The following is a 23,928-nucleotide window of genomic DNA, read 5'->3' as shown; positions in this document are numbered from 1 at the left end:
TGGCAACCATGCCTTCGAGGAAGAACGCCGCCGTCAAGATCCTCGCGGTTGGGATCGGTGCGCCGCTCGTGGTTCTCATGGTCGGTTCTCCCACCGCATTGGCCAAGCCGTGCAGCGCGTCGTGCAGCGTCGGTGGGGCGGAGGGTGGCAACGGCGCCATCAAGTCGAACAACAAGGCCAAGGGCGGCCAGTTGGTGGGTCCGCGGGGCGGCATCAACGCCGGCACCGCGGCCACCATCTCACCGCCCGTCAGCGCCGGACGCGTCGTCACGGCGCCCGGTTCGCAATTCGGCGCGGGCACGATGAGCGGCAACTTCTCAAAGACGCCGGTGAAGGGCCGTTGCACGGGCGGGTTGGCGTCTTTCTGCAACTGACTGCTGCGCCCGCGCGGGCAGCAGCCAGGCGACGACGATCGCAGCACCGAATGCGATGGCCGCACTGACCAGCGAGCCGGCCTGCATGCCGTCGAGGAACGCGTTGTCCACCGCGGCGTGCACGTCGGGTGCGATACCACTCGGCAGCTGACCGATCACCTGTTGGGCGGCGGCCATTGACCGCTCCATGGTTTCGCGAGCCGGTGCAGGCAACCCGGTGACGACCGAGTTGTCACTTAGCCGGGCGGTGTAGATCGACGCGAACACGCTGCCGACAATCGCGACGCCAAGGGTGCCGCCCAACTCGCGGGTGGTGTCGTTGACCGCCGAGCCGACACCGGCCTTGTCCGCGGACAGCGATCCCATGATGGATTCGGTGGCCGGTGCCGTGGTCAGGCCAAGGCCACCGCCGAGAAGCACCATCTGCAAGGCGATTTCGAGGTAGGGCGTGGTGGCGTCGGCAGTCGACGCCCAGGCGAGCCCGGCGGCGAAGGCCACCAGTCCGCCGGCAACCACCGCGGTGGTGCCGATCCGTTGCACGATGCGGGGTCCGGCGATGCTGGCGACGGCAATCGAGATGGCGACCGGCAGCAAGCGCACTCCGGCCTCAAATGCGGTGTAGCCCTTGATGAATTGAAAGTACTGGGTGATGACGAAGATGAAGCCGAACAACGTCAGGAACCCTGCGGTGACCGCCAGGCTTCCGCCTGAGAACCGCCGGTTGGAGAAGACGGATACGTCGAGCATCGGATGTGGAGTGCGCCGCTCCCACAGGGCGAACAGGGCGAGCACAACGATTGACACCGCGAATCCTGCTGCGGTGTGCGCGCTGCGCCATCCCCAGTTCGGCGCCTCGATGACCGTGTAGACCAGTGCGGTGATGCCGATCGACGACAGGAGCAGGCCGGGCACGTCGACCGGCGGTGCCGCGGGGTCGCGTGACGTCGGGATGAACAGTCGGCCTCCGATGACGGCGAGTACGGCCACCGGCACGTTGACCATGAAAACCGAGCCCCACCAGAAGTGTTCGAGCAGCCAGCCGCCGGTGATCGGGCCCGCGGCCACGCCGACACCGACCATCGCGGCCCACAGTCCGATCGCCTTGGCCCGCTTCACGGGATTGGGGAAAATGTTGGTGATCAACGACAGGGTGGTCGGAAAGATCACCGCGGCCCCGACACCCATCGCCGCCCGGGCGGCAATCAGACCTTCGGCCGAACTCACCTGTGCCGCAACGGCGGATGTGATCGCGAAGAGTGCGAGGCCTGCGTTGAGCCAGCCGCGGCGGCCGAACCGGTCGGACAGGCTGCCCGCCGACAGCATCAGTCCCGCCATCACCAGGGTGTAGGCGTCGACGATCCATTGCAGTTGCGCGGTGTCGGCGTCGAGTTCGCGAGACAGCGTCGGCAGGGCGACGTTGACGACGGTCGCGTCGACGCTGATGACGAAGACGCTGAGGCAGATGAAGGCGAGGGCGGCGATCGGGTGACGACTGGACATGGGCAGAACCGTAAACCTTTCAGACACGTTTTTCAAGCGATATGACTATCTACTTGTCTAACGGGTAGAGTTATTCCCGTGCCGAGGAGCTATCAGCAGAACTGTCCGATCGCCAAGGGCCTCGACGTGCTGGGTGAGCGGTGGACGCTGCTGATCCTGCGCGAGCTGATCGGCGGCGCCCGCCGCTACGGTGACCTGCGCGCGCAACTGCCGGGCATCGCGACGAACCTGCTGGCCGACCGCCTCCGCGAGTTGGAGGACGCAGGTCTGGTGACAAGGGAGGAACTGCCGCCGCCGGTCGCGCGCACGGTGTACACGCTGAGCGAGACGGGCTGGCGCAAGGTGCTGCCCGTGGTGAAGGCGATCGCAACGTTCGGCCTGGACATGGTGGAGGACGACGACAGCGCGCTGACGCCGCTGAACGGTTTCCTCGCGGGCATATTGTTGGCCTTCGAGCCCGGCCGCGGCGATCTGGATGCGTCGTACCGCATCGACATCGACGGCCGCCGATTCGAATTCGCCGTCGATGCCCACGGCCTGAACGCCGCACAGGGCCCGCCGGCAGTCAGCGTCACCGCGACGGCGGCCGACCTGATCGGCGCACGACTCGGCGCGACGGCCGCCGAGCGCAAGGCCGCGTTGCGGCGGGTGGCGTTCGACGGCGATGCCGATGCGGTGGCGGCGATGCGGCGGGCGTTCGCGCTCACCGGCGACCCCGGCCTGCTCACGTGACTAGCGCGAGCAGACGCAAAGTGTCCCGACACGCCGAGAAAATGGCGCACTTTGCGTCTGCTCAGCTGGCTAATTCCGCACGTTCCAAGTGGTAGAAGATCCGCGCCACCAGGTCGGACGGTCGGTGGCGGACGTCGTCGACGACAATCGGCACCACGGTGTACCCACACTCCTGCAGCCGTGCGGTCTTTCGACGGTCGTGCTTCAGCGACTCCGGGTTGGCATGCCATTCCATACTCTCGTACTCGGCGACGACCATCTCGTCGGGCCACGCGTAGTCGACGCGCCACCGGTCACCACAGCGGTCGACGATCTCGTACTGCAGCACCGGCTTTGGTAGGCCACCGTCGATGAACACCAGCCGGCCTTCGCTTTCCATCGGCGACTCGGCGCGGCCGTCGGCGTGCGCCAAGAGCTCGCGCACCTTCACGATGCCACGACGACCTTTCTGTTCACCGATTGCTGCTGCCAACTCACCAGCGGTGCAGGCGCCACTGCGCAGAGCCGCGTCGAGGGTCGCGAGCGCTCGCGGTCGACGAAGTGTCCGTGCGACTTCCACAGCCGTCCACGCCGGCGCGGTCACGAACCTGCCCTCGATTCGCCTCAGCGGAGCGCCAATTCGTTGGTGCACCATCAACGCTGGGTTCGGTCGCATGCGAACTCCCGGATCGAGAATGTGGATACGGGCGTCCAGTTCGGTGTCGAATCCGTACATCCGCGCGGCTGTACCCATACAGGCGACGATCCGCGTGGCGGTCATCAGGTCCAGCCCGGCGAGTCGACTTGCCAGATCGGGTTCACTCAACGCATATATGCCGTGCCACACCCGGATGATCGCGCCTGCCTCGAGATGAGCCTCGAGCGCCTTGCGCGACATCACTGACAGCAGTTGCTCTCTGGTGGCCAGTCCCGTCGCATCGAAGATTTCGTCAATCAGCACACATCGACGATGCGGGCGGCCTCACGGCGCGGGAAGGTAGCGACGCCGATCTGTGGATAACGACGCGCCTGTGCATGGACGAGCAGACGCAAAGTGTCCCGACACGCCGACATAATGGCGCACTTTGCGTCTGCTCGCCCAACTAGGCCGTCAGCTCGATGTGGTGGGCTTCCGTCACGCTGGCGTAGCGCTCCGGGCTGCACGTCAACACGATCACCTGGCCGTCGCCGCCGACGGCGTCGAACACCGCGCCCATCTTGGTCAGCCGATCCGCGTCGGTGAACCCCAGCGCGTCGTCGATGACGACCGGGACACTGTCCTCCTTGGCGACAAGCACCGCGCCGGCCAACCGCGCGACGATGCCCATCTGCTCCTGGGCCCCACCCGACAGCGACTCGTAGGGCACCGTGCGGCCGGCCAGAGTCCGGCTGCAGATCCGCAACGCGCTGTCGATCTCCACCTCGAAGCTGTCGCCGAAGACGATGCGGCCCAACCGTTCCACCTGATTGCGGAACGGGTCGACGTAGCGCTGCCGAGTGGCGTCCCGATGCCGCGCCATCACCGAGCGCAACAACTGCGCGGCCCGAGCGCGGCGATGCATGCGTAGATACTCCGCCTCGGCGTGCTCCCGTTCCGTCTGCGCGGCATCGAGTTGCCCCCTGCGGCCCTCGGTGCCGTAGACCTTGAGTTGCGCCGTCACCTCACGCAGCGCGTCGGAGGCCTCCTGGTGACGGTTGTTCAACGCGTCGGCCCGCCGCGCCGCATCGTTGAGCGCGGCGCTCACCGCATCCGGCGCTCGCTGCGCCAACTCGGCGCCCAGTTCGGCGACAAGGGCGGTGGCCCTGCGCGCCTGCTCGCCGTCGGCCTCCGCCTTCACCGCGAGATCGTCATCGCCGGCGACGGACCGCTGCTGGATCAATCGCTGTTGCGCGTTGGTCAGCTCCGCCTGCGCGGCGGCCAGCTTCTCGCGAGCCACATCGGCGGCTGACGTCCGCTCTCCCATTTTCTTCGCCGCGGCCTCGGCGACCTTGCGATGCGTCTCGCAGTCGGCCACCGCCTGCTTGTGCGCCGTCACCGCGGCGTCGAGGTCGGCGCGCGCCGCCGCCGGATCTCCGTCGTCCCACAGGCCGGGCTCCGTCGGCTCACCGTCGCGCAATTCGGCTAGCCTGCTTCGCAATTCGTCGACGGCGTCGTCGCCGAGTAGCGCCTCGTACGTCGCGCGCAACTGGTCGCGCGATGCGGCCAGCGCGCGACGATGCTCGTTGAGCTGTCGCGCCTGAGCGACATCCTCCGCGGGCGCCTTGACCAACGCTGCGGTGAGAACCTCTTGCGCCGCTTCGAATTTGGCTTGCGAGTCCGACGCAGGTGTGCCCGGCACCACCCGCGCACGCAGCACGCCGGGCAGCTCGAACTCGGTCGGCGAGCCGACACTGGCCGCCCACGCATCGCCGGCCCGGATAGCCACCGTTTCACCGTCGATACGTAGTTCGACATCGGTGACCGCGACGAGTTCGACGTGAGCGGAGGCCAGTTCGGCCAGACCCGCCGCTCGCTCGACGGCGATGGCCGCCGCTTCGATCGCCTGCATGGTGTCGTCGGTCAACGTGATGCCCGCCAGCTCGCGCTGCACCCGGTCGAGTTCCCGTTGCGCCGCATCGAGCTTGGCGAGCCGGGCTTCCAGCCGGTTGGCCTCTTCGCGGTCCGCCGTTCGCTCGACCACGCGGCGGGCGGCGTCGACCCGGCCCTGCGACGCCTCGACCGCGGCGCGCGCCTGCTCCGCCGCGATCCGCGCAGCCTCCTGCACCTCGGTCGCGGTGGCGAGCTCCTCACGGGCTTCGGCCCCCGCGGCCACCAGTTCAGCGATCGCGACGGAACGCTGCTCGATGTCGGCACGTAACCTGCGCCGCTCGGTCAGCGCGGCAACCGACGCGGCGTGGGTGGCATCCGCCGCAGCCGCGACCACCTCCGCCTGCTTCAGCTGTTGGGTCAACGCGGCGACAGCGTCGGCTGCGGCCCGGGCTTCGGTGAGCCGTTTCGCGGCATCGGCCCGTTCGTCCGCGAGCCGCGACAGGTCGTCAGTCAGCGCGGCGTGCCTGCGCACCGCGTCGTCGACCTCGGCCACGGCGGCCGCGCAGCGCGCCACCTCGCCCTCGGCGGCCTGCAACCGCTTCACAGCGGCGGCCCATTCGCCGGTGGGCCTGCCGGTCGGCGTGTAGTACCGCAGGTACTCGGCGTCGATGCGGTCCACCAGCAGCGGCTCGGCACCCGACAGCGTGGCCGCCTCACCCGCAGCCACATCCAACGCCCGCGACAGCGCGTCACACCCCGACAGATCCACAGCGTCGGTGGACGTCGACTGCAGCACCCGCTGCGCTTGCCACAGGTCCATGTCGACGGTCTCGTGCAGCATGGCGAGCACCCGCTCGTGGGCCTCGTCGCCGGTCAGCTGCTCACGGCGCGGCGCCAGCACCGTCAGCTCCGTCTCGGGGCGCTTGTGGAACCGCTTGCGGTAGGTGAATCGGTAAGGGCCGGTGGATATCTCGGCTGTGATCTCCGCGCCGACGTCGGCGTGCGTCGGCTTCACCTGCTTGACGTCCTTCGTCTTCGACCGGTCCTTGGAACGCACCAGCAGGTCGAGCGCCTCGATCATCGACGACTTGCCGATCTCGTTGGCACCGCTGACCACAACCACACCGCGGTCCGGGAACTCGATCTCGCGGTGGGTGATGCCGCGGTAGTTGGTCAGCACAAGGCGGTGCAGTTTCATGCGATGCCTCGATCCGCCAGTCGTAGCAGTAGCGCCAGCGCGGCGCGGGCGTCGTCGGCGTCCTCACCGTCGGCCCGCGCCGTGGTCACCAGTTCGTCGACGGCGGCGGCGGCGAACCCGCCGATACCGAGGTCGTCGAACTCTCCGTCGGCGGGGATCACCGCGACGTCGGTTTCCTTGTCCCACGGCACCAGCGCGGCGAACAGCCTGGCGTACTTGTCCAAGCACGCGTCGAGCGCGGCCTTGTCGGTGACGGTCAGCGAACCGCTCAGCCCGTGCCGCACGACGGTGCGCTCCTTGTCCGGCATCAGGTCGAGGTTGAGGTCGAGGTCGGTGACGTCGCGGCTGCTGTCCACCGTGCGACGCAGCGTGACGAAGCGCCAACGACCGACGCGGCGGGCGTCGACCCGCACTGGCCGCTGCGGATGGTCCTCGTCGATGTCGACAATCAGCACGTGCCCTGGATCGGGTTCGATGTCGTCGTAGTTGGTGACTTCCGGTGAACCGGAGTACCAGATGCGCCCGGTGGCGCCGACCTCCGTGCGGGAGTGCTTGTCCCCCAACGCGATGTAGTGCACAGCGCCGCGGTCGATCGCTGCTTCCAACGCGGCAAGCCGAATGAGCGACGGCTTGTCCTTGTCCGGTTCGAACATGTCGATACCGCCGTGCCCCACCACGATTCGCGTGACGCCGTCGGCTTCGAGGCCGTCGAGCACGTCGGCCACCAGGTCGTGGGTCGGCTTCTTCGAGCGCCACGGCGCCGCGACGATCTCCAGCCCAGGACGCACCTGGTGCACGCCCGCGCGATCCAAAACCGTGACGTTGTCCGGGCATTCGGCGACGAACAGCGCACTGGTGTACACCGACGCCGCGTCGAGCGGATCGTGGTTGCCCGGCAGCAGGAACACCGGAATGCCGATGGCGCGCATGGCTTCCAGCGACAGGCTGACGTCACGCGGCGCGAGCTGATTGTCTTCGAACACATCGCCTGCGACGACGACGAATTCGGCGCCTGCGTCAGCGGCGAGCGGCCCGATACCCGCGACGACGTCGCGGCGGGCGGCCGAATACCGCGGCTGCGCCTCACCGTTGAGGAAATACCGGGTCATGCCGAGCTGCCAGTCGGCGGTGTGCACGAATCGCATACCCGGCTCCCTTCTGATCGGTCCCGTATCTCCTCGGCATCGCGAGTGTAGGTCCGGGCGCCGACAAGTCCTGGGAGGCCGATCGGCATGCCCTGCGGTTGATGGATGGGCGCCGAGACTACGGATTGTGATGAGAACAGGCCCGAAACGCATCAGAAACCGTAGTGTCGGCGCGGGTGCCGGGGCCTACCGTTGATGGATGACCGACCGGTATCGCACGCTGCTGCTGCTCCGACACGCCAAGTCGGACTATCCGTCCGGCGTCGCTGATCACGAGCGGCCGCTGGCACCGCGCGGCGAGCGCGAGGCCGCGCTGGCGGGCGACTGGTTACGCGCCCAAGCGCCCGCGGTGGACGCGGTGCTCTGCTCGACAGCCACCCGCACCCGGCAGACGCTGGCCCGCACCCGCATCAACGCACCCGTGCAGTACGTCGACCGGCTTTACGATGCGACGCCCGGCGCGGTCATCGACGAGATCAACCGGGTCGATCCGGCGGTCGACACGCTGCTGGTGATCGGCCACGAGCCGACGATGTCGTCGCTGTCGCTCGGGTTGGCCACCGCCGACGGCAGCAATAGCGCCGCGGCCGAGCGCATTTCGACGAAGTTCCCGACGTCGGCGATCGCCGTGCTGCGCACCGCCGAACCATGGGACCGGCTGACGCTGAACAGCGCCACCCTGGTCGGCTTCCACGTGGCCCGGTGACGGTTCCGTCGCCGAAATGCACGTTCTGGCGCAGAACTGCGAGTGCCGCCCGACAAAACGTGCATTTCGAGGAGAGCCGGCGCGCTAGCTGCTGGTGGCCAGCGTCAACTCCATCAGCTTGATCGCCATTCCGCACGCGTCGATGCCGGGCGTCTGCGGGTTGATCCACCACCCCACGACACCGCCCGCGTCGCTGGCCACGCCGCACGAGCCGTTGGGATCGTTGGGCTTCATCACGATGGACGGGACGCCCGCGATCGACCGGTTCTCGATCTGGTAGTTCAGGCTCTGGGCGACCTTCTTCTCGTTGTCGAGGCTGCCCTGCTCGTACCAGAACCGGGTGATGTCGATCAGGCCCGCCGGGTTGGCGGCCTGCCACCGGCACACCGCGCCGACGAACGTGCTCTGGATGTCGAGCGGGTCGGCGCCGACCGTCTTGGCGAGGATGTCCTCGGTCAGCACCTCGCATTCCTTCAACAGGTTCGGGTACTGCTTGGCCGAGTCGTCGTTGCGGGGCACGTCGCCGGCACCGGACTTGGCCGCGGTGCCCTCGACGGTCTTGGTGCACCCGGTCAGCAACGTCAGCACGGACACCACGGCGGCCAGCCCGGCCAGCGCCCGACGGCGGTGCGGAGTCCGGCTCATTTCGCGTTCACAATCGATTGGCGGGTCAGTTCCTTGGCCACGTCGCAGGGGTCCGGGAACGGCTGCTGGGAGAAGCTGATCGACCACTCGATGAAGTCGTCCTGAAATTGGATACCGACTTCACACAGGTTGTTGCCGAGCGTGGGGTCCTCGCCGACGGCGATGAACCCGCTGTGGCCCTCGATGTTGATGTCCTCCACGCTGGCCCGCGAGAGTTCCTCGGTCTTGCGCTCGCGCCCGATCGGGCTGCCGCGATACCAGGTGAACGAGAAGTGCGGGCCCAGGATGCCGCCGCCCTGCAGCCACTGGCAGCCCACGGAGTTCTTCGCGGTGTTGACCAGCCCGGTGACGCGGGTCTGCTCGGCGAGCGTCTGATCGGAGATGCCGCCGCATTCCGGGAACATCGGCCCGTGCGACGCGTTCTGGGACGGCCCTGGCGACTCCGGCACGCTGGGCGACGTGGACCCGCCGGATTCGTTCGAGCACGCGGCGAACACGGGCATCATGGCCGCGGCCGCCACGGCCAGCATCTTCGCGGACCGGGTCCTGCCGGCCGCGCACTTGCTGGGGGTCACGCCATGCACTGTAGCGGCAGCCCAAACCCACAACCACCGACATGCCGATTGACCAGCTGATTTAGCGAATTCTCAGGTGGCCCTGCCGAACACAACTTCGGCGGGGGCGGTGTGCGACAGTAACGGGATGCTCTGGGCGTTGCTGCGGCGGTACACGCGTCCGTACCGGTCGCTGCTCGCCACGGTCGCCGGGCTCCAGCTGATCAGCACGCTGGCCTCGCTGTACCTGCCGACCGTCAACGCGGCGATCATCGACGACGGGGTCGCCCAAGGCAACCTGCGCCGCATCGTCGAACTCGGCGGTGTCATGCTCGGCGTCACCGGACTGCAGGTGGTGTGCGCCGTCGGCGCGGTCTACTTCGGTTCCCGCGCGGGCATGGGTGTCGGACGCGATCTGCGCTCGACGATGTTCGGCCACGTGACCAGCTTCTCGGCGGAAGAGACCGCGCGCTTCGGCGCCCCGTCGCTGCTGACCCGCACCACCAACGACGTCCAGCAGATCCAGCAGTTCGTCCAGCTGAGCTGCACCATGCTGATCACGGCGCCGATCATGTCGATCGGCGGCATCTTCATGGCGGTGCATCAGGACGCGGGGCTGTCCTGGCTGCTGCTGATCAGCGTGCCGGTGCTGGCCCTGGCCAACTACCTGATCGTGTCTCGGCTGCTGCCGATCTTCCGTCGCGTGCAGCGTCAAATCGACGGCATCAACCGGGTGATGCGCGAGCAGCTGTCCGGTATCCGGGTGATCCGCGCGTTCGCGCGGGAACCGTTCGAGCGGAACCGATTCGGCGTCGCGAATCAGGCCCTCTCGGATTCCGCTCTGGAAGCAGGCAAGTTGCAGGCCCTGATGCTGCCGGTGACCACGCTGGTGATCAACATCTCCAGTGTCGCGCTGATCTGGTTCGGCGGGTTGCGGATCGACGCCGGCCAGATGCAGGTGGGTTCCCTGATCGCGTTCCTGTCCTACTTCATGCAGATCCTGATGGCGGTGCTGCTGGCCACCTTCCTCCTGGTGCTGTTGCCGCGGGCGTCGGTGTGCGCGGAACGCATCACCGAGGTGCTGTCGACCGCACCCGCCATCGTCAGTCCGCAACAGCCGGTGCGTCCGGACACCATCCGCGGCGAGATCCGGCTTGACCGTGCGACATTCAGCTACGCCGGCGCCGACCGACCGGTGCTGCGAGGTGTCTCCCTGACGGCCGGGGCAGGCGTCACCACCGCTGTCGTCGGGTCCACCGGTTCGGGGAAATCCACGCTGATATCGATGATCTGCCGCCTCTACGACGTGACAGAGGGCGCGGTGTACGTCGACGGCATCGACGTGCGCGACTACGACACCGAGCAGTTGTGGGCGGCCATCGGCCTGGTGCCGCAGCGGGGTTATCTGTTCTCCGGCACCGTCGCCGACAACCTGCGCTACGGCAAGGCCGATGCGACCGACGGACAGATGTGGGAGGCGCTGCGGGTCGCGTCCGCCGACGATTTCGTCCGGGCCCACCCCGAGGGGCTGGCGATGCCCGTCGCGCAGGGTGGGATCAACTTCTCCGGCGGGCAGCGGCAACGTTTGGCCATCGCGCGGGCGGTGATCCGCAGGCCGGCCATCTACCTGTTCGACGACGCGTTCTCCGCCCTCGACGTGCACACCGATGCACGGGTTCGCGCCGCGCTGCGCGAGGTGTCGGCCGATGCGACGGTAGTGATTGTGTCGCAGCGGATTTCGACGGTGGCCGAGGCAGACCAGATCGTCGTGATCGACGACGGTCAGGTGGTGGGCATCGGCACGCACCAGACGCTGCTGGCGGACTGCCCGACCTACGCCGAATTCGCCGATTCGCAGTCGCTCGGCGCCGGAGCACGCGAATGACCGCGGGGCCGATGACACGTCCGATCCGGGGCGTCGTGCAAGCGCCGATGCAGCGGTCACGCGACTTCAAGGGCTCGGCGATCCGATTGGTCAAGCAACTGACCCCGCAACGCGGGTTGACCGCGATGGTGATGCTGCTCGGGATCGGCGGCATCGCGATCGGCGTGATCGGCCCGCGCATCCTCGGTCACGCCACCGACCTGTTGTTCAACGGCGTGATCGGCCGCCAACTGCCCGCCGGACTGACGAAGGAGCAGGCGATCGCGGCGGCACGGGCGCGCGGCGACACCACGTTCGCCGATCTGCTGTCGGGCATGAACGTGGTGCCTGGCCGCGGTGTGGACTTCGGCGCGGTCGGCCGCACGCTGCTGTTGGCGTTGGGCCTGTATCTGATTGCGGCTCTGATGGTTTGGCTGCAGGCACGGCTTCTCAACGTCGCGGTGCAGCGCACCATGGTGTCGTTGCGCGCGGATGTCGAGAACAAGGTGCACCGGATGCCGCTGAGTTATTTCGATTCGCGGCGGCGCGGCGAGGTGCTGAGTCGGGTCACCAACGACGTCGACAACATCCAGCAGTCGTTGTCGATGACGATCTCTCAACTGCTGACGTCGGTGCTGACCGTGGTGGCGGTGCTGGTGATGATGTTGACCATCTCACCGCTGCTGACGCTGCTCACGGTCATCACCGTGCCGCTGTCGCTTCTGGTGACGCGCGCGATCGCCCGCCGGTCACAGAAGCTGTTCGTCGCACAGTGGACGAACACCGGCAAGCTCAATGCCCACATCGAGGAGACCTACAGCGGTTTCACGGTGGTCAAGACGTTCGGCCACCGGGCCAGGGCGCTGGAACAGTTCTCCGAAGCCAACGACGACGTCTACCACGCCAGCTTCGGCGCACAGTTCTTCTCCGGGCTGGTCGGACCTGCCACCACGTTCGTCGGCAACCTCAGCTACGTCGCGGTCGCGGTGGTCGGCGGCGTCCAGGTGGCGACCGGCCAGATCACGCTTGGCAGCATCCAGGCCTTCATCCAGTACGTCCGGCAGTTCAACCAGCCGCTGACCCAGGTGGCCGCGATGTACAACACGCTGCAGTCCGGGATCGCAAGCGCCGAACGGGTTTTCGATCTGCTCGACGCCGAGGAGGAGTCGCAGGACCCCGACGTCACCCTGCCGGCCGTCAACGGCGGTCGAGTCGAGTTCCAGCATGTCGACTTCAGCTACCGGCCAGGCACACCGGTTATCGAGGACCTGTCGCTGGTGGCCGAACCGGGCAGCACCGTGGCGATCGTCGGCCCGACCGGCGCGGGCAAGACGACGCTGGTGAATCTGCTGATGCGGTTCTACGAGGTCGACTCGGGCCGGATTCTGATTGACGGGGTGGACATCTCGACCGTCGACAGGCGGTCGGTGCGCTCGCAGATCGGGATGGTGCTGCAGGACACGTGGCTGCTTGGCGGGTCCATCTACGACAACATCGCCTACGGCAAGCCCGACGCGAGTCAGGACGAGGTGGTCGCCGCGGCCAAGGCCGCCTACGTCGACCGGTTCGTGCACACGCTGCCCGACGGCTACCAGACCGTGGTCAGCGATGACGGCGGCAACATCAGCGCGGGCGAGAAGCAGCTGATCACCATCGCACGGGCCTTCCTGGCCCGTCCTCAGCTGCTGGTGCTCGATGAGGCCACCAGCTCGGTGGACACCCGAACCGAGCTGCTGATCCAGCACGCGATGCGCGAACTGCGCCGCGGCCGCACCAGTTTCATCATCGCCCACCGGCTTTCGACCATCCGCGACGCCGACGTCATCCTGGTGATGGAAGCAGGCAGGATCGTCGAACGCGGCAGCCACGAGGAACTGCTGGCTAAGCATGGCGCTTATTGGGATATGACGCAGGTCTGACCGGGCTAGGGTGCGGTCCATGACTGCCACTACCATGCACACCTTCTGCCGGTACTGCCTGGCGTCGTGCGGTGTGGAAGTGACGGTTGAGGACAACCGCGTCACCAAGATCTCGGCCGACAAACAGAACCCGCACACCTGGCAGGACTTCTGTGCCAAGGGCCGCACCGCCAACCAACTCGTCGAACATCCGCGACGGATCCTGAACCCGATGCGTCGCGTCGGCGACGGTTACGTCGAGTCGACGTGGGACGAGGCGATCACGGACATCGCCACGCGGATGACCGCGCTCATCGACGCCGACGGCCCCGACGCGATCGGGGTCTACTACGGCAACCCGTCGGGTTTCTCGTCGTCGAACATCATCTTCATGAACGCCTGGCTGGACGCGGTCGGCACCCGTAACCGGTACTTCGTCGGGTCGGTCGACCAGAACGCCATGCACGTCGTCGCGGCGGCGATGTACGGGTCAATGCTGATGGCCCCGGTGTCCGACATCGACAACTGCGATTACTTCGTGCTCGTCGGCACCAATCCCGCTGTGAGCGCATGGAATTGGCTGGAAACCGTGCCAGGCGGGTGGCGGCGCGCGCTGAACCGGCAGAAGCAGGGCGCGACCATCGTCGTGGTCGACCCGCTGCGCACCGAGACCGCCGAGAAGGCCGACGTGCATCTGGCCGTGCGCCCCGGACAGGACTGGGCGCTCCTGCTCGCCATGGTGAAGGTGATCCTCGACGAAGGACTCGAACACCGGCAGGACTGCACCGAACTGGCCACCGGAGTCGACGACCTGCGCGGGCTCGTCGCCGACGCCGATCTGGACGACCTTGCGGCGCGCTGCGATATCCCCCGCGTCCAGATCGAAGGAGTGGCACGGGATTTCGCCGCCGCACGCGGTGCGATGGTGGTGACGCGGACCGGGGTGTCGCTGCACGTTGCCGGCACTGTGGCGGAATGGCTCGGCCATGTGCTCAACGTGATCACCGGCCGGATGGACCGGCCGGGCGGGCGCAGGTTCGAGCCCGGTTACGTCGACGCGATCCGGTTGTCGGGCATGGTCAAAGCGGCCGACCACACCAGCAGGGTGGCGGGTCGGCCCATGGTGGCTGGCGCGCATGCGCTCAGCGAATTGCCCGACGAGATAACGACTCCCGGGCCGGGCCAGATCAGGGCGATGTTGATCAACTGCGGCAATCCGGTGGTGTCCGGGCCTGACGGCGCCAAGCTGGACAAGGCGCTGGCGCAACTGGACCTGCTGGTGGCCATCGACTTCGTGCAGCGCGAGAGCCACCGGCACGCGCATTGGTTGCTGCCCGCCGTGCACTGGTTGGAGCGCGACGACCTGCTCGCGTTCACGAGCAACATGCACGACGAACCGTATCTGCAGTACGGGCCGCGGGCCGTCGAACCGCCGCCTGGCGCACGACAGGAATGGCGGATCTTCGTCGACCTCGCGATCGCCATGCGCAAGCCGCTGTTCGGCGCCAAGGGGCTCAACGGATTCATCACGGCGACGCGCACGCTGTCCCGGGTGGCGCGCAAGCCGTCGCTCGAGTTCGGTCCACACTGGATCGACCGTCTGGTGATCGCCACCAGCCGAAAGGTCAACGGCCGCAAGATCAAATGGCGTGACGTGCTGTCACATCCGCACGGTTGGGTGTTGGGCCCGCGGGAGTTCGGCCATTTCCGGAGTGCGCTACGCACCGACGACAAGAAGGTGCACGCGGCGCCGCCGGAATTCGTTGCGCGGGCGCGCGAATTGCTCGCCGAGCCATGCCCCGCGCCGCCCGCCGACTATCCGTTTCAGCTGGCGAACCGGCGTAACCGGCATTCGATGAACTCGTGGCTCAACGAACTGCCGGGCCTGCACCCGTCCGGGAAACGCAACGAGGTGCTGATCCATCCCGACGACGCGGCCGCGATCGGCATCAGCGACGGCGATAAGGTCAGGCTGTTCTCGCAAGTCGGTGCGATCGAACTGGCGGCGACGGTCGACGAGCGGCCAAGGCGCGGCGTGGTTGTCGTCGACCATGGCTGGGGGTCAAGGGTTTTCGATCCGCGCGGCGGGGCGCAGCCGGAATCCTACGGCGCCAACCGCAACCTGCTGGTCGACGGCGGGCCCGTCGATCCGCTGTCGCAGACCGCCGCGCTCAGTTCGTCGTACGTCGGAATCGAACGGGTTTAGAGGCCAGGGCCTTCGGCACGCAGATCGTCGACGTTCTTCATCGCGTCGCGCAGCTTGCCGAGCCATTCATCGGCATGCTCCCCGACCAGGCGGACCGACCAGGCCAGCGCATCCGAGCGCGACCGCGCGACGCCGGCGTCGACCAGCGTGTCGAGCACCTGCCGTTCGGATTGCCGCAGCCGAGTCATCACCGGTACCGCGATGTTGGTGAAGACGATTCGTTCGCCTCCCACCTCGACGCCCCACGCGACCTTGCGGTTGTAACGGGCTTCGGCCTCGTCGGCGATCCGCATCCGTTCACCGCGGGTCTCCTCGCGGAACCGGGCGGCTCTGCCTGAGGCTCTGGCCTCGCTTTCTTCGCCGTCCACCTCGGGGAGGCGGCCGATGACGGTGATCTCGTCGCGGTCGACGACGACCGTCGGGTCGCCGGCGAACCAGCCGTCGGGCAGCCGGCCGGCGAACCAGTCGGCGGCGTCGCTTGCGTCGGGTTGTTCGGCCTGCTGCCAGCCGCCGGGGCGGCCGGGCCGTCGGCCATGAGGATGATGATGTCGCATGATTACATGATTACACCGTTACATCGCAGCTGGTAGGTCTTTCACCGCGAGCGAACGGCCGTGAACACCTCGAGGCTCTTGGTCTGGCCGTGAGTCACCTGCCCGAAGCGCTCGCGCAGCACCTGCTCGATGCGGTCCAGCTTCTCGGGGGGCAGGTGCAACGGTTTGGCGATCCGGTTCGGCGCCGAACCGCCGTGCCAGGCGATCACGACCACGCCGCCGGGGCGGACCACGCGATGCAATTCGGCCACCCCGGCTTCGAGGTCAGGCCATATCGCGACGTTGCGTACCGAGACCACGCGGTCGACGCTGGCGTCGGGCAGACCGCTGCGTTCGGCGGTGCCGAGGTCGAGTCGAACGCGACCGTCGCGCACCGCCTCTCGATTGAGTCGGCGGGCTTGGTCGCGCATCTCAGGCGACGGATCGACCCCTCGAATGCTCGCGGCGTCGGTGCGCTCGGCGAGCAGTTTGATCAGCCCGCCCGGCCCGTAGCCGACCTCGAGTACGTCGTCGTTCGGTTGCACGCCGAGGGCGTCGATCAGATCGTCGTGCTTGTTGGTCCACAGCATGAACCGGCCCGCCAGCCTGCCGAGCCAGCCACTGGGGTTCGCAAACGGGTTGTTCATATCTCGACGCTCGCACGTCAAGCGCTGCGGTACTACGCGTACCGCGGATACCTAGCGCTTTCTGAGCAGCACCGCGGCGCCGCCGACCACCGCCCCGATCAACAGCAGCACGGCCAACGTCGGACTAAGCAGCCACCACACCAAGCCGACGCCGATGAGAACCGGCGAGACGGCGAACAGCACCATGCCCGGATGCTGTTTGATGACCGCGACGGCGCTTTGCGCCCTGACCCGGTCGATTTCCTTTGCCATGTCCTCAGAATGCCACCGCAGGCCGACTAATTTGGACGCCATGACAGGAACTGGACCTGGAAGTTGGCAACCCGACCCCGAGGGTCGCTACGAATACCGATGGTTTGACGGGCAACGCTGGACCGATCAGGTGTCGCACCGCGGACAGGTCAGCCGGGCGCCGATGGGTGGGCCGCGGCAAGGCGGTTCGCCGCAGGCCATGCCACAGCAGGCTGCCCCCGTCGGCGACGGATTCGCCGGTATCACCGGCGATCTGGTCGACGGACGCTTCAGCGAGAAGGAAGCCAAACCGATCGGCAACCAGAACTCGAAGCTGTTGCGGGTGCGCCTGGGCGAACCGTTCATGGCGCGTCAGGGCTCGATGGTCGCCTATCAAGGCAACGTGGACTTCGCGTTCGAGGGCGGCGGCGCCTCGAAGTTCATCAAGAAGGCGCTGACCGGTGAGGGTTTGCCGTTGATGCGGTGCCAGGGCCAGGGCGACGTGTTCCTCGCCGAACGCGCCTACGACGTGCACCTGCTGAACCTCAACAACTCCGGGCTGTCGATCAGCGGCAAGAACGTGCTGGCGTTCTCGTCGAGTCTCGACTGGAACATCGAGCGGGTGCGGGGCGGCAGCATGGTGGCAGGCGGGCTGTTCAACACCACGTTGCGCGGCACCGGTTGGGTGGCGCTGACCACCGACGGGCCGCCGGTCGTGCTGAACGCCGCGGAGGCACCGACGTTCGCCGACACCAACGCGGTGGTGGCATGGTCGGCGAATCTGCAGACGCAGTTGAAGACGAGCTTCAAGGCCGGTGCGCTGATCGGTCGCGGTTCGGGTGAGGCGGTGCAGGTGTCGTTCTACGGCCAGGGCTTCGTCATCGTGCAGCCATCCGAGGGCGCGCCACCGGTCGCGACGGCCTAAGCCTCCAGAAGCACGGTCACCGGGCCGTCGTTGACCAGCGCGACCTGCATGTCCGCGCCGAACACCCCGGTCTCGACATGCGCGCCAAGGCCACGCAGCGCGTCGGCGAAGGCTGTGACAAGCGGCTCGGCGACGGCGCCGGGTGCGGCAGCGTTCCAGGTCGGGCGCCGACCCTTCGCGGTGTTGGCGTAGAGGGTGAACTGGCTGACCACGAGAATCGGCGCACCGACGTCGGATGCCGACTTCTCGCCGTCGAGAATCCTTAGCTGCCAGAGCTTTTCGGCCAACCGCTGTGCCTTCGCCGGATCGTCGTCGTGTGTGACGCCGACCAGGGCCAACAGCCCCTGGCTGTCCGGGTCGATGGCGCCGACGATCTCACCGTCGACCGTCACCGACGCCGATGTCACCCGCTGGACGAGGATGCGCATGACCGCAGATGCTGCCAGACGACTAGCGTGTCGAGCGTGCCAGTGTGGGGTAGCAACGTCGTCGACGGTCACTACGCCGGGCATCCAGGCCTGCTTTACCAACCGCGTCCGACCACATTCGCCGAACTGCTCGACGGCGCACAGCGCTGGAGCGAACGCACCTTCCTGGTCCAGGGGCGACGACGCATCACCTACGCCGCGTTCATTGAAGCGATACGCGCGGCGCGGCGATACCTGCGCGAGTTGGGGATAGCGCGCGGCGACCGGGTGCTCCTGTTCGCCTACAACAGCCCGGAGTGGGCGCTCGCGGTGTGGGCGCTGTGGACCGTCGGCGCCGTCCCGGTGCTCGGCAACCGGTGGTGGAGCGGCAGGGAGATCGAGCACGCCGTCACGCTCCTGACGCCTGCACATGCCATCGGCGACACTGAGCTTGCGCCGATGGCCACCACCGACATCGGCGCGCTGCGGGCTTGCTTCGACGCGGCAGGCCAGGGCGCCGTCGACGAGCTGGACGAGGATTCCGTGGCGGTCATCCTGTTCACCTCCGGCAGTTCGGGGATGCCGAAAGCCGTTGAGCTGTCCCGCCGGGCCGTGATCTGCAACCAGCACAGCATCCTGCTGCGCAGCGGTCGGTTACCGGACCGACTGGACGTGTCCTCGCCTCAGGTGGTGAGTCTCGCGAGTACGCCGATGTTTCACGTCGGCGGGCTCTCGAACCTGATCACACAGTTCCTCACGGGTGGCCGGATCGTGTTGACAGAAGGCCGCTTTGACCCGAAGCAGATTCTCGAGCTGATCCAGACCGAGCAGGTGCAATCGTGGGGCGCGGTCCCGACGATGGCGATCCGGGTGATCGAGCACCCCGACTTCGACGCATACGATTTGTCCAGTCTGCGGTCGTGGCCGCTGGGCGGCGCGCAGGTCACCGCCGCGCTGCTGGACCGGATCCGCGCGAAGATGCCGGGGTTGCGCCGCCGCGGTCTAGCCAACACGTGGGGAATGACCGAAGCGGGCGGCTTTTTGACGATGGCCGTCGGCAGCGACCTGGAGCGCTACCCGGGTACGGTCGGGCGGCCCTATCCCGTGGTGGAACTCAAGATCGACCGACCCGATGCCGACGGTGTCGGCGAAGTGCTGGCCCGCTCCCCCTCGGTCATGCGCGGCTATGCCGGAATCGACGACGGCACAGTCGATTCCGATGGGTGGCTGCACACCGGCGATCTCGGCCACCTCAACGAGGACGGCTATCTGTTCATCGACGGCCGCAGCAAAGACGTCGTGATCCGCGGCGGAGAGAACATCGCGTGCCCACACGTCGAGGCGGCGATAGCCACTCATCCGTCGGTCGTCGAGGTCGCTGCCATCGGACTTCCCCATCCGGACCTCGGCGAGGAGTTGGCCGCCGTCGTCGTGCACAGGCCGGATGCCCGCCCGCCGACCGAGGAGGAACTGCGTCGTCACCTCGACGGAGTGGTGGCCTACTTCGCGATACCGACACGCTGGGAGATCCGCGGCGAACCGTTGCCGACGCTGGCGGGCGAGAAGGTCGACAAGCGGACGCTGGCTGCGCAGTTCCGGACTTAGCTCAATGTTGCACTCAGCGTCGCAGAAACTAGAGGGTGGCCAGCAGGCCTCGCATCGTGTCGATCTCCTTCTGCTGAGTCGTCTCGATGGTCTTCGCCAGGTCTATCGCGGCGGGGTACTGCCCGTCCTTGATCTCGCTCTGCGCCATGGTGATCGCGCCTTCGTGATGCGAGATCATCTGCATCAGAAACAGTTTCGACGCCTCGGCACCTTGCGCGTTCGTCAACGCCGTCATGTCCGCGTCCGACATCATGCCTTGCATGCCCGGCATGTCGTGTCCGGACATCGGCGGCATCGCGGGGCTATCCCATTGTGTCAGCCAGCCCTGCATCTGCTGGATCTCGGGACCCTGGGCGGCCTTGATCTGGTTGGCCAGGTCGATGACGCGCGGATCGATGCCCTGTTTGGCGAGCAGCATGTCGCTCATCTCGATGGCCTGCTGATGGTGCGGGATCATGTGTTGGGCGAACATCACGTCCGCGTCGTTGTGGGCCTCGGCCGCCGCGGTGGCCGACGAAGTGTGCGTGGCCGGATGCTCGGTTTCATTGGAGCCGCCACAGCCGGTCAGAACGGCCAACGCCACCAGGGCGCCGGTTCCGATCAGGGTCGTTCGCTTCCAGATAGCCATGGGTCCTTTCTACACGTTGAATACCCTAGGGGGGTATGGTACACATGACTTATGAGCACAACCACGGTGACCGTCACGGGCATGAATTGCGGCGGCTGCGCGGCCTCGGTGCGTGAGGAGCTCGGCGAGATTCCCGGCGTGCACGCCGTCGACGTCGATCTTGGCACCGGCACAGTGATCATCCAGAGCGAGGGTCCGGTCGCCGACGCCGCGATCAGGAACGCCGTCGAGGAAGCCGGCTACCAGTTGGCGGCCTGATGAACGCCCCGCAGAAGTTGGCGACGTTCGTCGTCGGCCTGGCGGTGGTGTTCGTCGCGGCCGTGTTCGTCGGCAGGGCCATCGGCCCCGAGGTGCGCCAGGCGCCCAGCCACGAGGCGACCCAGGACGCGCACGACGCGACCTACCGTCTCGAGTTGGACAACAACCTGTTTCAGGCCGCGGCCAACGTGGGAATGCAGTTCCGGATTCTCGACGCCGCAGGCACACCGGTCACCCACTACGTGGAAAACCACGAGAAGCTATTGCATTTCATCGTCGTCCGCAGCGACCTGACCAGGTTCGCCCATGTGCATCCAACGCTTGGCGCTGATGGAACATGGCGGGTACCAGTCGATTTCAGCGCTGCGGGCGACTACCGGGTGTTCGCCGACTTCACTCCCGCAGGCGGTGACGGACAGACGCTGGCGGCCAACGTGCACGTCGGCGGCAACTACCAGCCGCTGCCGCTACCGCCGGTCGCGGCGACGTCGGTAGTCGACGGATACACGGTGACGCTGCGCGGGACAACCAGTGCCGACGAGCCGTCGATGCTGACCATGACGGTGACTCGCGACGGCAAACCGGTCACCGATCTGCAGCCATATCTGGGTGCCTACGGTCATCTGGTGGCGTTGCGTGCGGCCGATCTGGAGTATCTGCATGTCCATCCGATGGGCGACGCGTCGGCAGGACCCGACATCGGCTTCCACACCACCTTCCCCAGTGGGGGCAAATACCGACTGTTTCTCGACTTCCAGCATGCGGGCGTGGTCCGCACCGCGGCGTTCACGGTGTCCGTCGACGAGGGTGATCCGTCATGACGTCGGTCGAGTTGTCGATTGACGGCATGACGTGTGCGTCATGTGCCCATCGAATCGAGAAGAAGCTCAACAAAATCGACGGGGTGACCGCGACGGTCAACTTCGCCACCGAGAAGGCGCACGTCGAATACGGCGGCGAGGTGACACCCGCAGAATTGGTGGCGACCGTGGAAGACGCGGGCTATCAAGCGCATCTGCCCGAGGAGCCCGCCGAAGCGATCGCGGATCCGACGGCGTCGGTTCGGCAACGACTGCTGATCTCGGCGGCGTTGACGGTTCCCGTGGTCGCGATGGCGATGGTGCCCGCACTACAGTTCACGTACTGGCAATGGCTGTCGTTGGCGCTCGCGGCGCCGGTGGTGGTGTGGGGGGCGTGGCCGTTCCACAAGGCGGCGTGGACGAACCTGCGGCACGGCACCGCGACCATGGACACGCTGATCTCGATGGGCACGTTGGCCGCGCTGGGTTGGTCGGTGTACGCGCTGTTCTGGGGAACCGCAGGCATGCCGGGGATGAAGCATGCGTTCGAGTTGACGATCGCGCGTACCGACGGCACCGGCAACATCTACCTCGAAGCCGCGGCCGGGGTGACCACGTTCATCCTCGCGGGACGCTATTTCGAAGCGCGGGCCAAACGACGTGCGGGCGCAGCGTTGGAGGCGCTGCTCGAACTCGGCGCCAAGGACGTCGCGGTGCTCAGAGATGGTGTCGAACAACGCATTCCGGTCGAGCAGCTGGCGGTGGGCGACGAGTTCGTGGTGCGCCCGGGCGAGAAGATCGCGACCGACGGTGTGGTGGTCGACGGCGCATCGGCCGTCGACGCCTCGATGCTCACCGGTGAATCGGTGCCAGTCGATGTGCAGCCAGGCGACCGTGTGGTCGGCGCAACCGTCAACGTCGACGGACGGCTTGTGGTGCGGGCCAGCAGGATCGGCTCCGACACGCAGCTGGCCCAGATGGCACGTCTGGTGGAGGAGGCGCAGAACGGTAAGGCCGCGGCGCAGCGGTTGGCCGACAAGATCTCCGGGGTGTTCGTGCCGATCGTCATCGCGCTGTCGGTGGCGACGCTCGGTTTCTGGATCGGCGCGGGCGGCCCGGTCGCGGCGGCCTTCACCGCTGCGGTGGCGGTGCTGATCATCGCGTGCCCGTGCGCGCTGGGGCTGGCCACGCCCACCGCGCTGATGGTCGGCACCGGGCGCGGCGCACAGCTGGGGATTCTGATCAAGGGTCCCGAGGTGCTCGAGTCCACCCGCCGCATCGACACCGTCGTGCTGGACAAGACGGGCACCGTGACCACCGGGACGATGACGCTGCTGGACGTGATCACGCCCGACGGTGAACAACCCGATGAAGTCCTGCGATTGGCTGGGGCGCTGGAGGATTCGTCGGAGCACCCGATTGCCAAGGCGATCGCGTCCGGAGCGCGCGACAAGGTGGGCGACCTGCCGAGCGTGGCCGAGTTCAGGAACCTGGAAGGGCTGGGTGTGCAGGGCCGCGTGGCCGGGCACGACGTGGTGGTCGGGCGACGGCGGCTGTTCGACCTGCCTGAGCCACTCGCGCAGGCGGTACGGGAAGCCGAATCCGAAGGCAAGACCGCGGTGACCGTCGGCTGGGATGGCCGGGCGCGCGGGGTGCTCGTCGTTGCCGATGCGGTGAAGCCGACGTCGGTCGAGGCGATCGCCGAGCTTCGGCAGATGGGCCTCACGCCGATCATGCTGACCGGCGACAACGACGCGGCGGCCCGGGTGATCGCCAGGCAGGTGGGCGTCGACGAGGTCATCGCCGAGGTGCTGCCTCAGGAGAAGGTTGCTGCGGTCAAACGTCTGCAGGGCGAGGGCAGAGTCGTGGCGATGGTCGGCGACGGCGTCGACGATGCCGCGGCGCTGGCGCAGGCGGATCTCGGCCTGGCGATGGGCAGCGGCACCGACGTCGCGATCGAGGCCAGCGACCTCACCTTGGTGCGCGACGATCTGCGCGCGGTCCCCGACGCAATCCGGTTGTCGCGCAGGACATTGACGACGATCAAGGGCAACCTGTTCTGGGCGTTCGCGTACAACGTCGCTGCTCTGCCCCTTGCCGCGGCGGGGCTGCTCAACCCGATGATCGCCGGCGCGGCGATGGCGTTCAGCTCCGTCTTCGTGGTCAGCAACAGCCTGCGGCTGCGCCGGTTCCGCCCGTCACGCTGACCACGGGTCATCTTCTGTCGAGTACCGCTAATTTGCTGGTTTCGCCATCAGATCGCTGGTGATCGCCCTAACCTTTGCCTAACCTTTGCCAAGGAGGCGGTGGGGTATGAGTAGATTCGCCGGCTTACTGATCACAGTTGGCGTCGGAGCGGCGGTACTTTCCAGCCAGGCGGCCGCCGAAGCCAAGCCGGCAGACTCGTCATCCGACCCGTCGTCGGCGGGTCTTAGCGCCGACGCCTCCGGGGCGGGTCCTGCTACCGGCGATTCACCCGGTCGCACCAAGACCCCGACCGCGACGCCAGCGGAGCCTTCGATCCCTGACCTGAGCACTTCGACACCGCCTCGGCACAAACCCA

General features: G+C 67.2%; 22 protein-coding genes. 11 read left to right on the top strand and 11 right to left on the bottom strand.

Features of this window, described 5'->3' with window-relative positions; all coding sequences use genetic code 11:
* Nucleotides 1-8 precede the first annotated feature (8 nt).
* Nucleotides 9-374 (top strand): hypothetical protein, encoded by a 366-nt coding sequence (locus C1A30_RS34820; protein WP_101952698.1) that lies wholly within the window; start codon nucleotides 9-11, stop codon nucleotides 372-374.
* Here C1A30_RS34820 and C1A30_RS34815 read toward each other — a convergent pair.
* The gene (locus C1A30_RS34815; RefSeq protein WP_101952697.1) at nucleotides 318-1,874 is read right to left on the bottom strand and encodes an MFS transporter; all 1,557 of its coding nucleotides are present in this window, start codon (nucleotides 1,872-1,874) and stop codon (nucleotides 318-320) included. The genes C1A30_RS34820 and C1A30_RS34815 overlap by 57 nt on opposite strands.
* A 78-nt stretch (nucleotides 1,875-1,952) precedes the next feature.
* On the opposite strand from C1A30_RS34815, the gene C1A30_RS34810 reads away from it, so the two are divergent.
* Nucleotides 1,953-2,606 (top strand): helix-turn-helix domain-containing protein, encoded by a 654-nt coding sequence (locus C1A30_RS34810; RefSeq protein WP_101952696.1) that lies wholly within the window; start codon nucleotides 1,953-1,955, stop codon nucleotides 2,604-2,606.
* Nucleotides 2,607-2,667: 61 nt separating this feature from the next.
* Here the strand turns inward: C1A30_RS34810 and C1A30_RS34805 are convergent, their stop codons facing one another.
* The 3 genes from C1A30_RS34805 to C1A30_RS34795 all read right to left on the bottom strand — a co-directional run bounded on the left by C1A30_RS34805 (nucleotide 2,668) and on the right by C1A30_RS34795 (nucleotide 7,458).
* Nucleotides 2,668-3,483 carry an endonuclease domain-containing protein gene (locus C1A30_RS34805; protein ID WP_235010427.1) on the bottom strand — a complete coding sequence of 272 codons (816 nt, stop codon included), beginning with the start codon at nucleotides 3,481-3,483 and terminating at the stop codon, nucleotides 2,668-2,670.
* 205 nt (nucleotides 3,484-3,688) lie between these two features.
* Nucleotides 3,689-6,313: an AAA family ATPase gene (locus tag C1A30_RS34800; RefSeq protein WP_101952694.1), complete on the bottom strand. Its 2,625-nt coding sequence runs from the start codon at nucleotides 6,311-6,313 to the stop codon at nucleotides 3,689-3,691.
* A complete protein-coding gene (locus C1A30_RS34795) occupies nucleotides 6,310-7,458 on the bottom strand; it encodes an exonuclease SbcCD subunit D (RefSeq protein ID WP_101952693.1) in 1,149 nt (382 codons plus the stop codon). The genes C1A30_RS34800 and C1A30_RS34795 overlap by 4 nt, the downstream gene beginning before the upstream one ends.
* Before the next feature lie 199 nt (nucleotides 7,459-7,657).
* Between C1A30_RS34795 and C1A30_RS34790 the strand changes: the two genes are divergently transcribed.
* Nucleotides 7,658-8,164 carry a histidine phosphatase family protein gene (locus C1A30_RS34790; RefSeq protein WP_101952692.1) on the top strand — a complete coding sequence of 169 codons (507 nt, stop codon included), beginning with the start codon at nucleotides 7,658-7,660 and terminating at the stop codon, nucleotides 8,162-8,164.
* 84 nt (nucleotides 8,165-8,248) lie between these two features.
* Here the strand turns inward: C1A30_RS34790 and C1A30_RS34785 are convergent, their stop codons facing one another.
* Nucleotides 8,249-8,809 carry a DUF3558 domain-containing protein gene (locus tag C1A30_RS34785; protein WP_101952691.1) on the bottom strand — a complete coding sequence of 187 codons (561 nt, stop codon included), beginning with the start codon at nucleotides 8,807-8,809 and terminating at the stop codon, nucleotides 8,249-8,251.
* Nucleotides 8,806-9,339: a DUF3558 domain-containing protein gene (locus tag C1A30_RS34780; RefSeq protein ID WP_200828594.1), complete on the bottom strand. Its 534-nt coding sequence runs from the start codon at nucleotides 9,337-9,339 to the stop codon at nucleotides 8,806-8,808. The genes C1A30_RS34785 and C1A30_RS34780 overlap by 4 nt, the downstream gene beginning before the upstream one ends.
* 172 nt (nucleotides 9,340-9,511) lie before the next feature.
* Between C1A30_RS34780 and C1A30_RS34775 the strand changes: the two genes are divergently transcribed.
* The 3 genes from C1A30_RS34775 to C1A30_RS34765 are packed head-to-tail and all read left to right on the top strand — an operon-like array spanning nucleotide 9,512 to nucleotide 15,331.
* A complete protein-coding gene (locus C1A30_RS34775; protein WP_101952690.1) occupies nucleotides 9,512-11,248 on the top strand; it encodes an ABC transporter ATP-binding protein in 1,737 nt (578 codons plus the stop codon).
* Nucleotides 11,245-13,146: an ABC transporter ATP-binding protein gene (locus tag C1A30_RS34770; protein WP_200828509.1), complete on the top strand. Its 1,902-nt coding sequence runs from the start codon at nucleotides 11,245-11,247 to the stop codon at nucleotides 13,144-13,146. Before C1A30_RS34775 ends, C1A30_RS34770 begins: the two co-directional genes overlap by 4 nt.
* Nucleotides 13,147-13,165: 19 nt before the next feature.
* Nucleotides 13,166-15,331 carry a molybdopterin-dependent oxidoreductase gene (locus C1A30_RS34765; RefSeq protein ID WP_101952689.1) on the top strand — a complete coding sequence of 722 codons (2,166 nt, stop codon included), beginning with the start codon at nucleotides 13,166-13,168 and terminating at the stop codon, nucleotides 15,329-15,331.
* Here C1A30_RS34765 and C1A30_RS34760 read toward each other — a convergent pair.
* From C1A30_RS34760 to C1A30_RS34750, 3 genes are read right to left on the bottom strand one after another with little or no spacing between them, the layout of a single operon-like run.
* On the bottom strand, nucleotides 15,328-15,885 hold the full coding sequence (locus C1A30_RS34760) for a hypothetical protein (RefSeq protein ID WP_101952688.1): 558 nt from the start codon (nucleotides 15,883-15,885) through the stop codon (nucleotides 15,328-15,330). The genes C1A30_RS34765 and C1A30_RS34760 overlap by 4 nt on opposite strands.
* Nucleotides 15,886-15,926: 41 nt before the next feature.
* Nucleotides 15,927-16,511, bottom strand: coding sequence for a class I SAM-dependent methyltransferase (locus C1A30_RS34755; RefSeq protein ID WP_101952687.1), 585 nt, complete (start codon nucleotides 16,509-16,511; stop codon nucleotides 15,927-15,929).
* Between the two features lie 51 nt (nucleotides 16,512-16,562).
* Nucleotides 16,563-16,763 carry a hypothetical protein gene (locus C1A30_RS34750; RefSeq protein ID WP_101952686.1) on the bottom strand — a complete coding sequence of 67 codons (201 nt, stop codon included), beginning with the start codon at nucleotides 16,761-16,763 and terminating at the stop codon, nucleotides 16,563-16,565.
* A 40-nt stretch (nucleotides 16,764-16,803) separates the two neighbouring features.
* Here C1A30_RS34750 and C1A30_RS34745 point away from each other — a divergent pair, with 40 nt between their 5' ends.
* Complete coding sequence (locus tag C1A30_RS34745; RefSeq protein ID WP_101952685.1) at nucleotides 16,804-17,667, top strand: AIM24 family protein; 864 nt, start codon at nucleotides 16,804-16,806, stop codon at nucleotides 17,665-17,667.
* Here C1A30_RS34745 and dtd read toward each other — a convergent pair.
* Nucleotides 17,664-18,095: a D-aminoacyl-tRNA deacylase gene (dtd, locus tag C1A30_RS34740; RefSeq protein WP_101952684.1), complete on the bottom strand. Its 432-nt coding sequence runs from the start codon at nucleotides 18,093-18,095 to the stop codon at nucleotides 17,664-17,666. The two genes, C1A30_RS34745 and dtd, sit on opposite strands and share 4 nt — an antisense overlap.
* Nucleotides 18,096-18,131: 36 nt before the next feature.
* On the opposite strand from dtd, the gene C1A30_RS34735 reads away from it, so the two are divergent.
* Nucleotides 18,132-19,679 carry a class I adenylate-forming enzyme family protein gene (locus tag C1A30_RS34735; protein ID WP_235010337.1) on the top strand — a complete coding sequence of 516 codons (1,548 nt, stop codon included), beginning with the start codon at nucleotides 18,132-18,134 and terminating at the stop codon, nucleotides 19,677-19,679.
* Nucleotides 19,680-19,707: 28 nt separating this feature from the next.
* Here C1A30_RS34735 and C1A30_RS34730 read toward each other — a convergent pair whose 3' ends face one another.
* Nucleotides 19,708-20,307 (bottom strand): DUF305 domain-containing protein, encoded by a 600-nt coding sequence (locus C1A30_RS34730; RefSeq protein WP_101952682.1) that lies wholly within the window; start codon nucleotides 20,305-20,307, stop codon nucleotides 19,708-19,710.
* A gap of 51 nt (nucleotides 20,308-20,358) precedes the next feature.
* On the opposite strand from C1A30_RS34730, the gene C1A30_RS34725 reads away from it, so the two are divergent.
* From C1A30_RS34725 to C1A30_RS34715, 3 genes are read left to right on the top strand one after another with little or no spacing between them, the layout of a single operon-like run.
* Complete coding sequence (locus C1A30_RS34725; RefSeq protein ID WP_101952681.1) at nucleotides 20,359-20,565, top strand: heavy-metal-associated domain-containing protein; 207 nt, start codon at nucleotides 20,359-20,361, stop codon at nucleotides 20,563-20,565.
* Nucleotides 20,565-21,386: a hypothetical protein gene (locus tag C1A30_RS34720; protein WP_101952680.1), complete on the top strand. Its 822-nt coding sequence runs from the start codon at nucleotides 20,565-20,567 to the stop codon at nucleotides 21,384-21,386. The genes C1A30_RS34725 and C1A30_RS34720 overlap by 1 nt, the downstream gene beginning before the upstream one ends.
* On the top strand, nucleotides 21,383-23,572 hold the full coding sequence (locus C1A30_RS34715; RefSeq protein ID WP_101952679.1) for a cation-translocating P-type ATPase: 2,190 nt from the start codon (nucleotides 21,383-21,385) through the stop codon (nucleotides 23,570-23,572). The genes C1A30_RS34720 and C1A30_RS34715 overlap by 4 nt, the downstream gene beginning before the upstream one ends.
* Nucleotides 23,573-23,928: the final 356 nt, after the last annotated feature.

This window comes from Mycobacterium sp. 3519A, from assembly GCF_900240945.1.
Classification (GTDB): domain Bacteria; phylum Actinomycetota; class Actinomycetes; order Mycobacteriales; family Mycobacteriaceae; genus Mycobacterium.
This window is presented reverse-complemented; position numbering and strand designations above follow the sequence as displayed.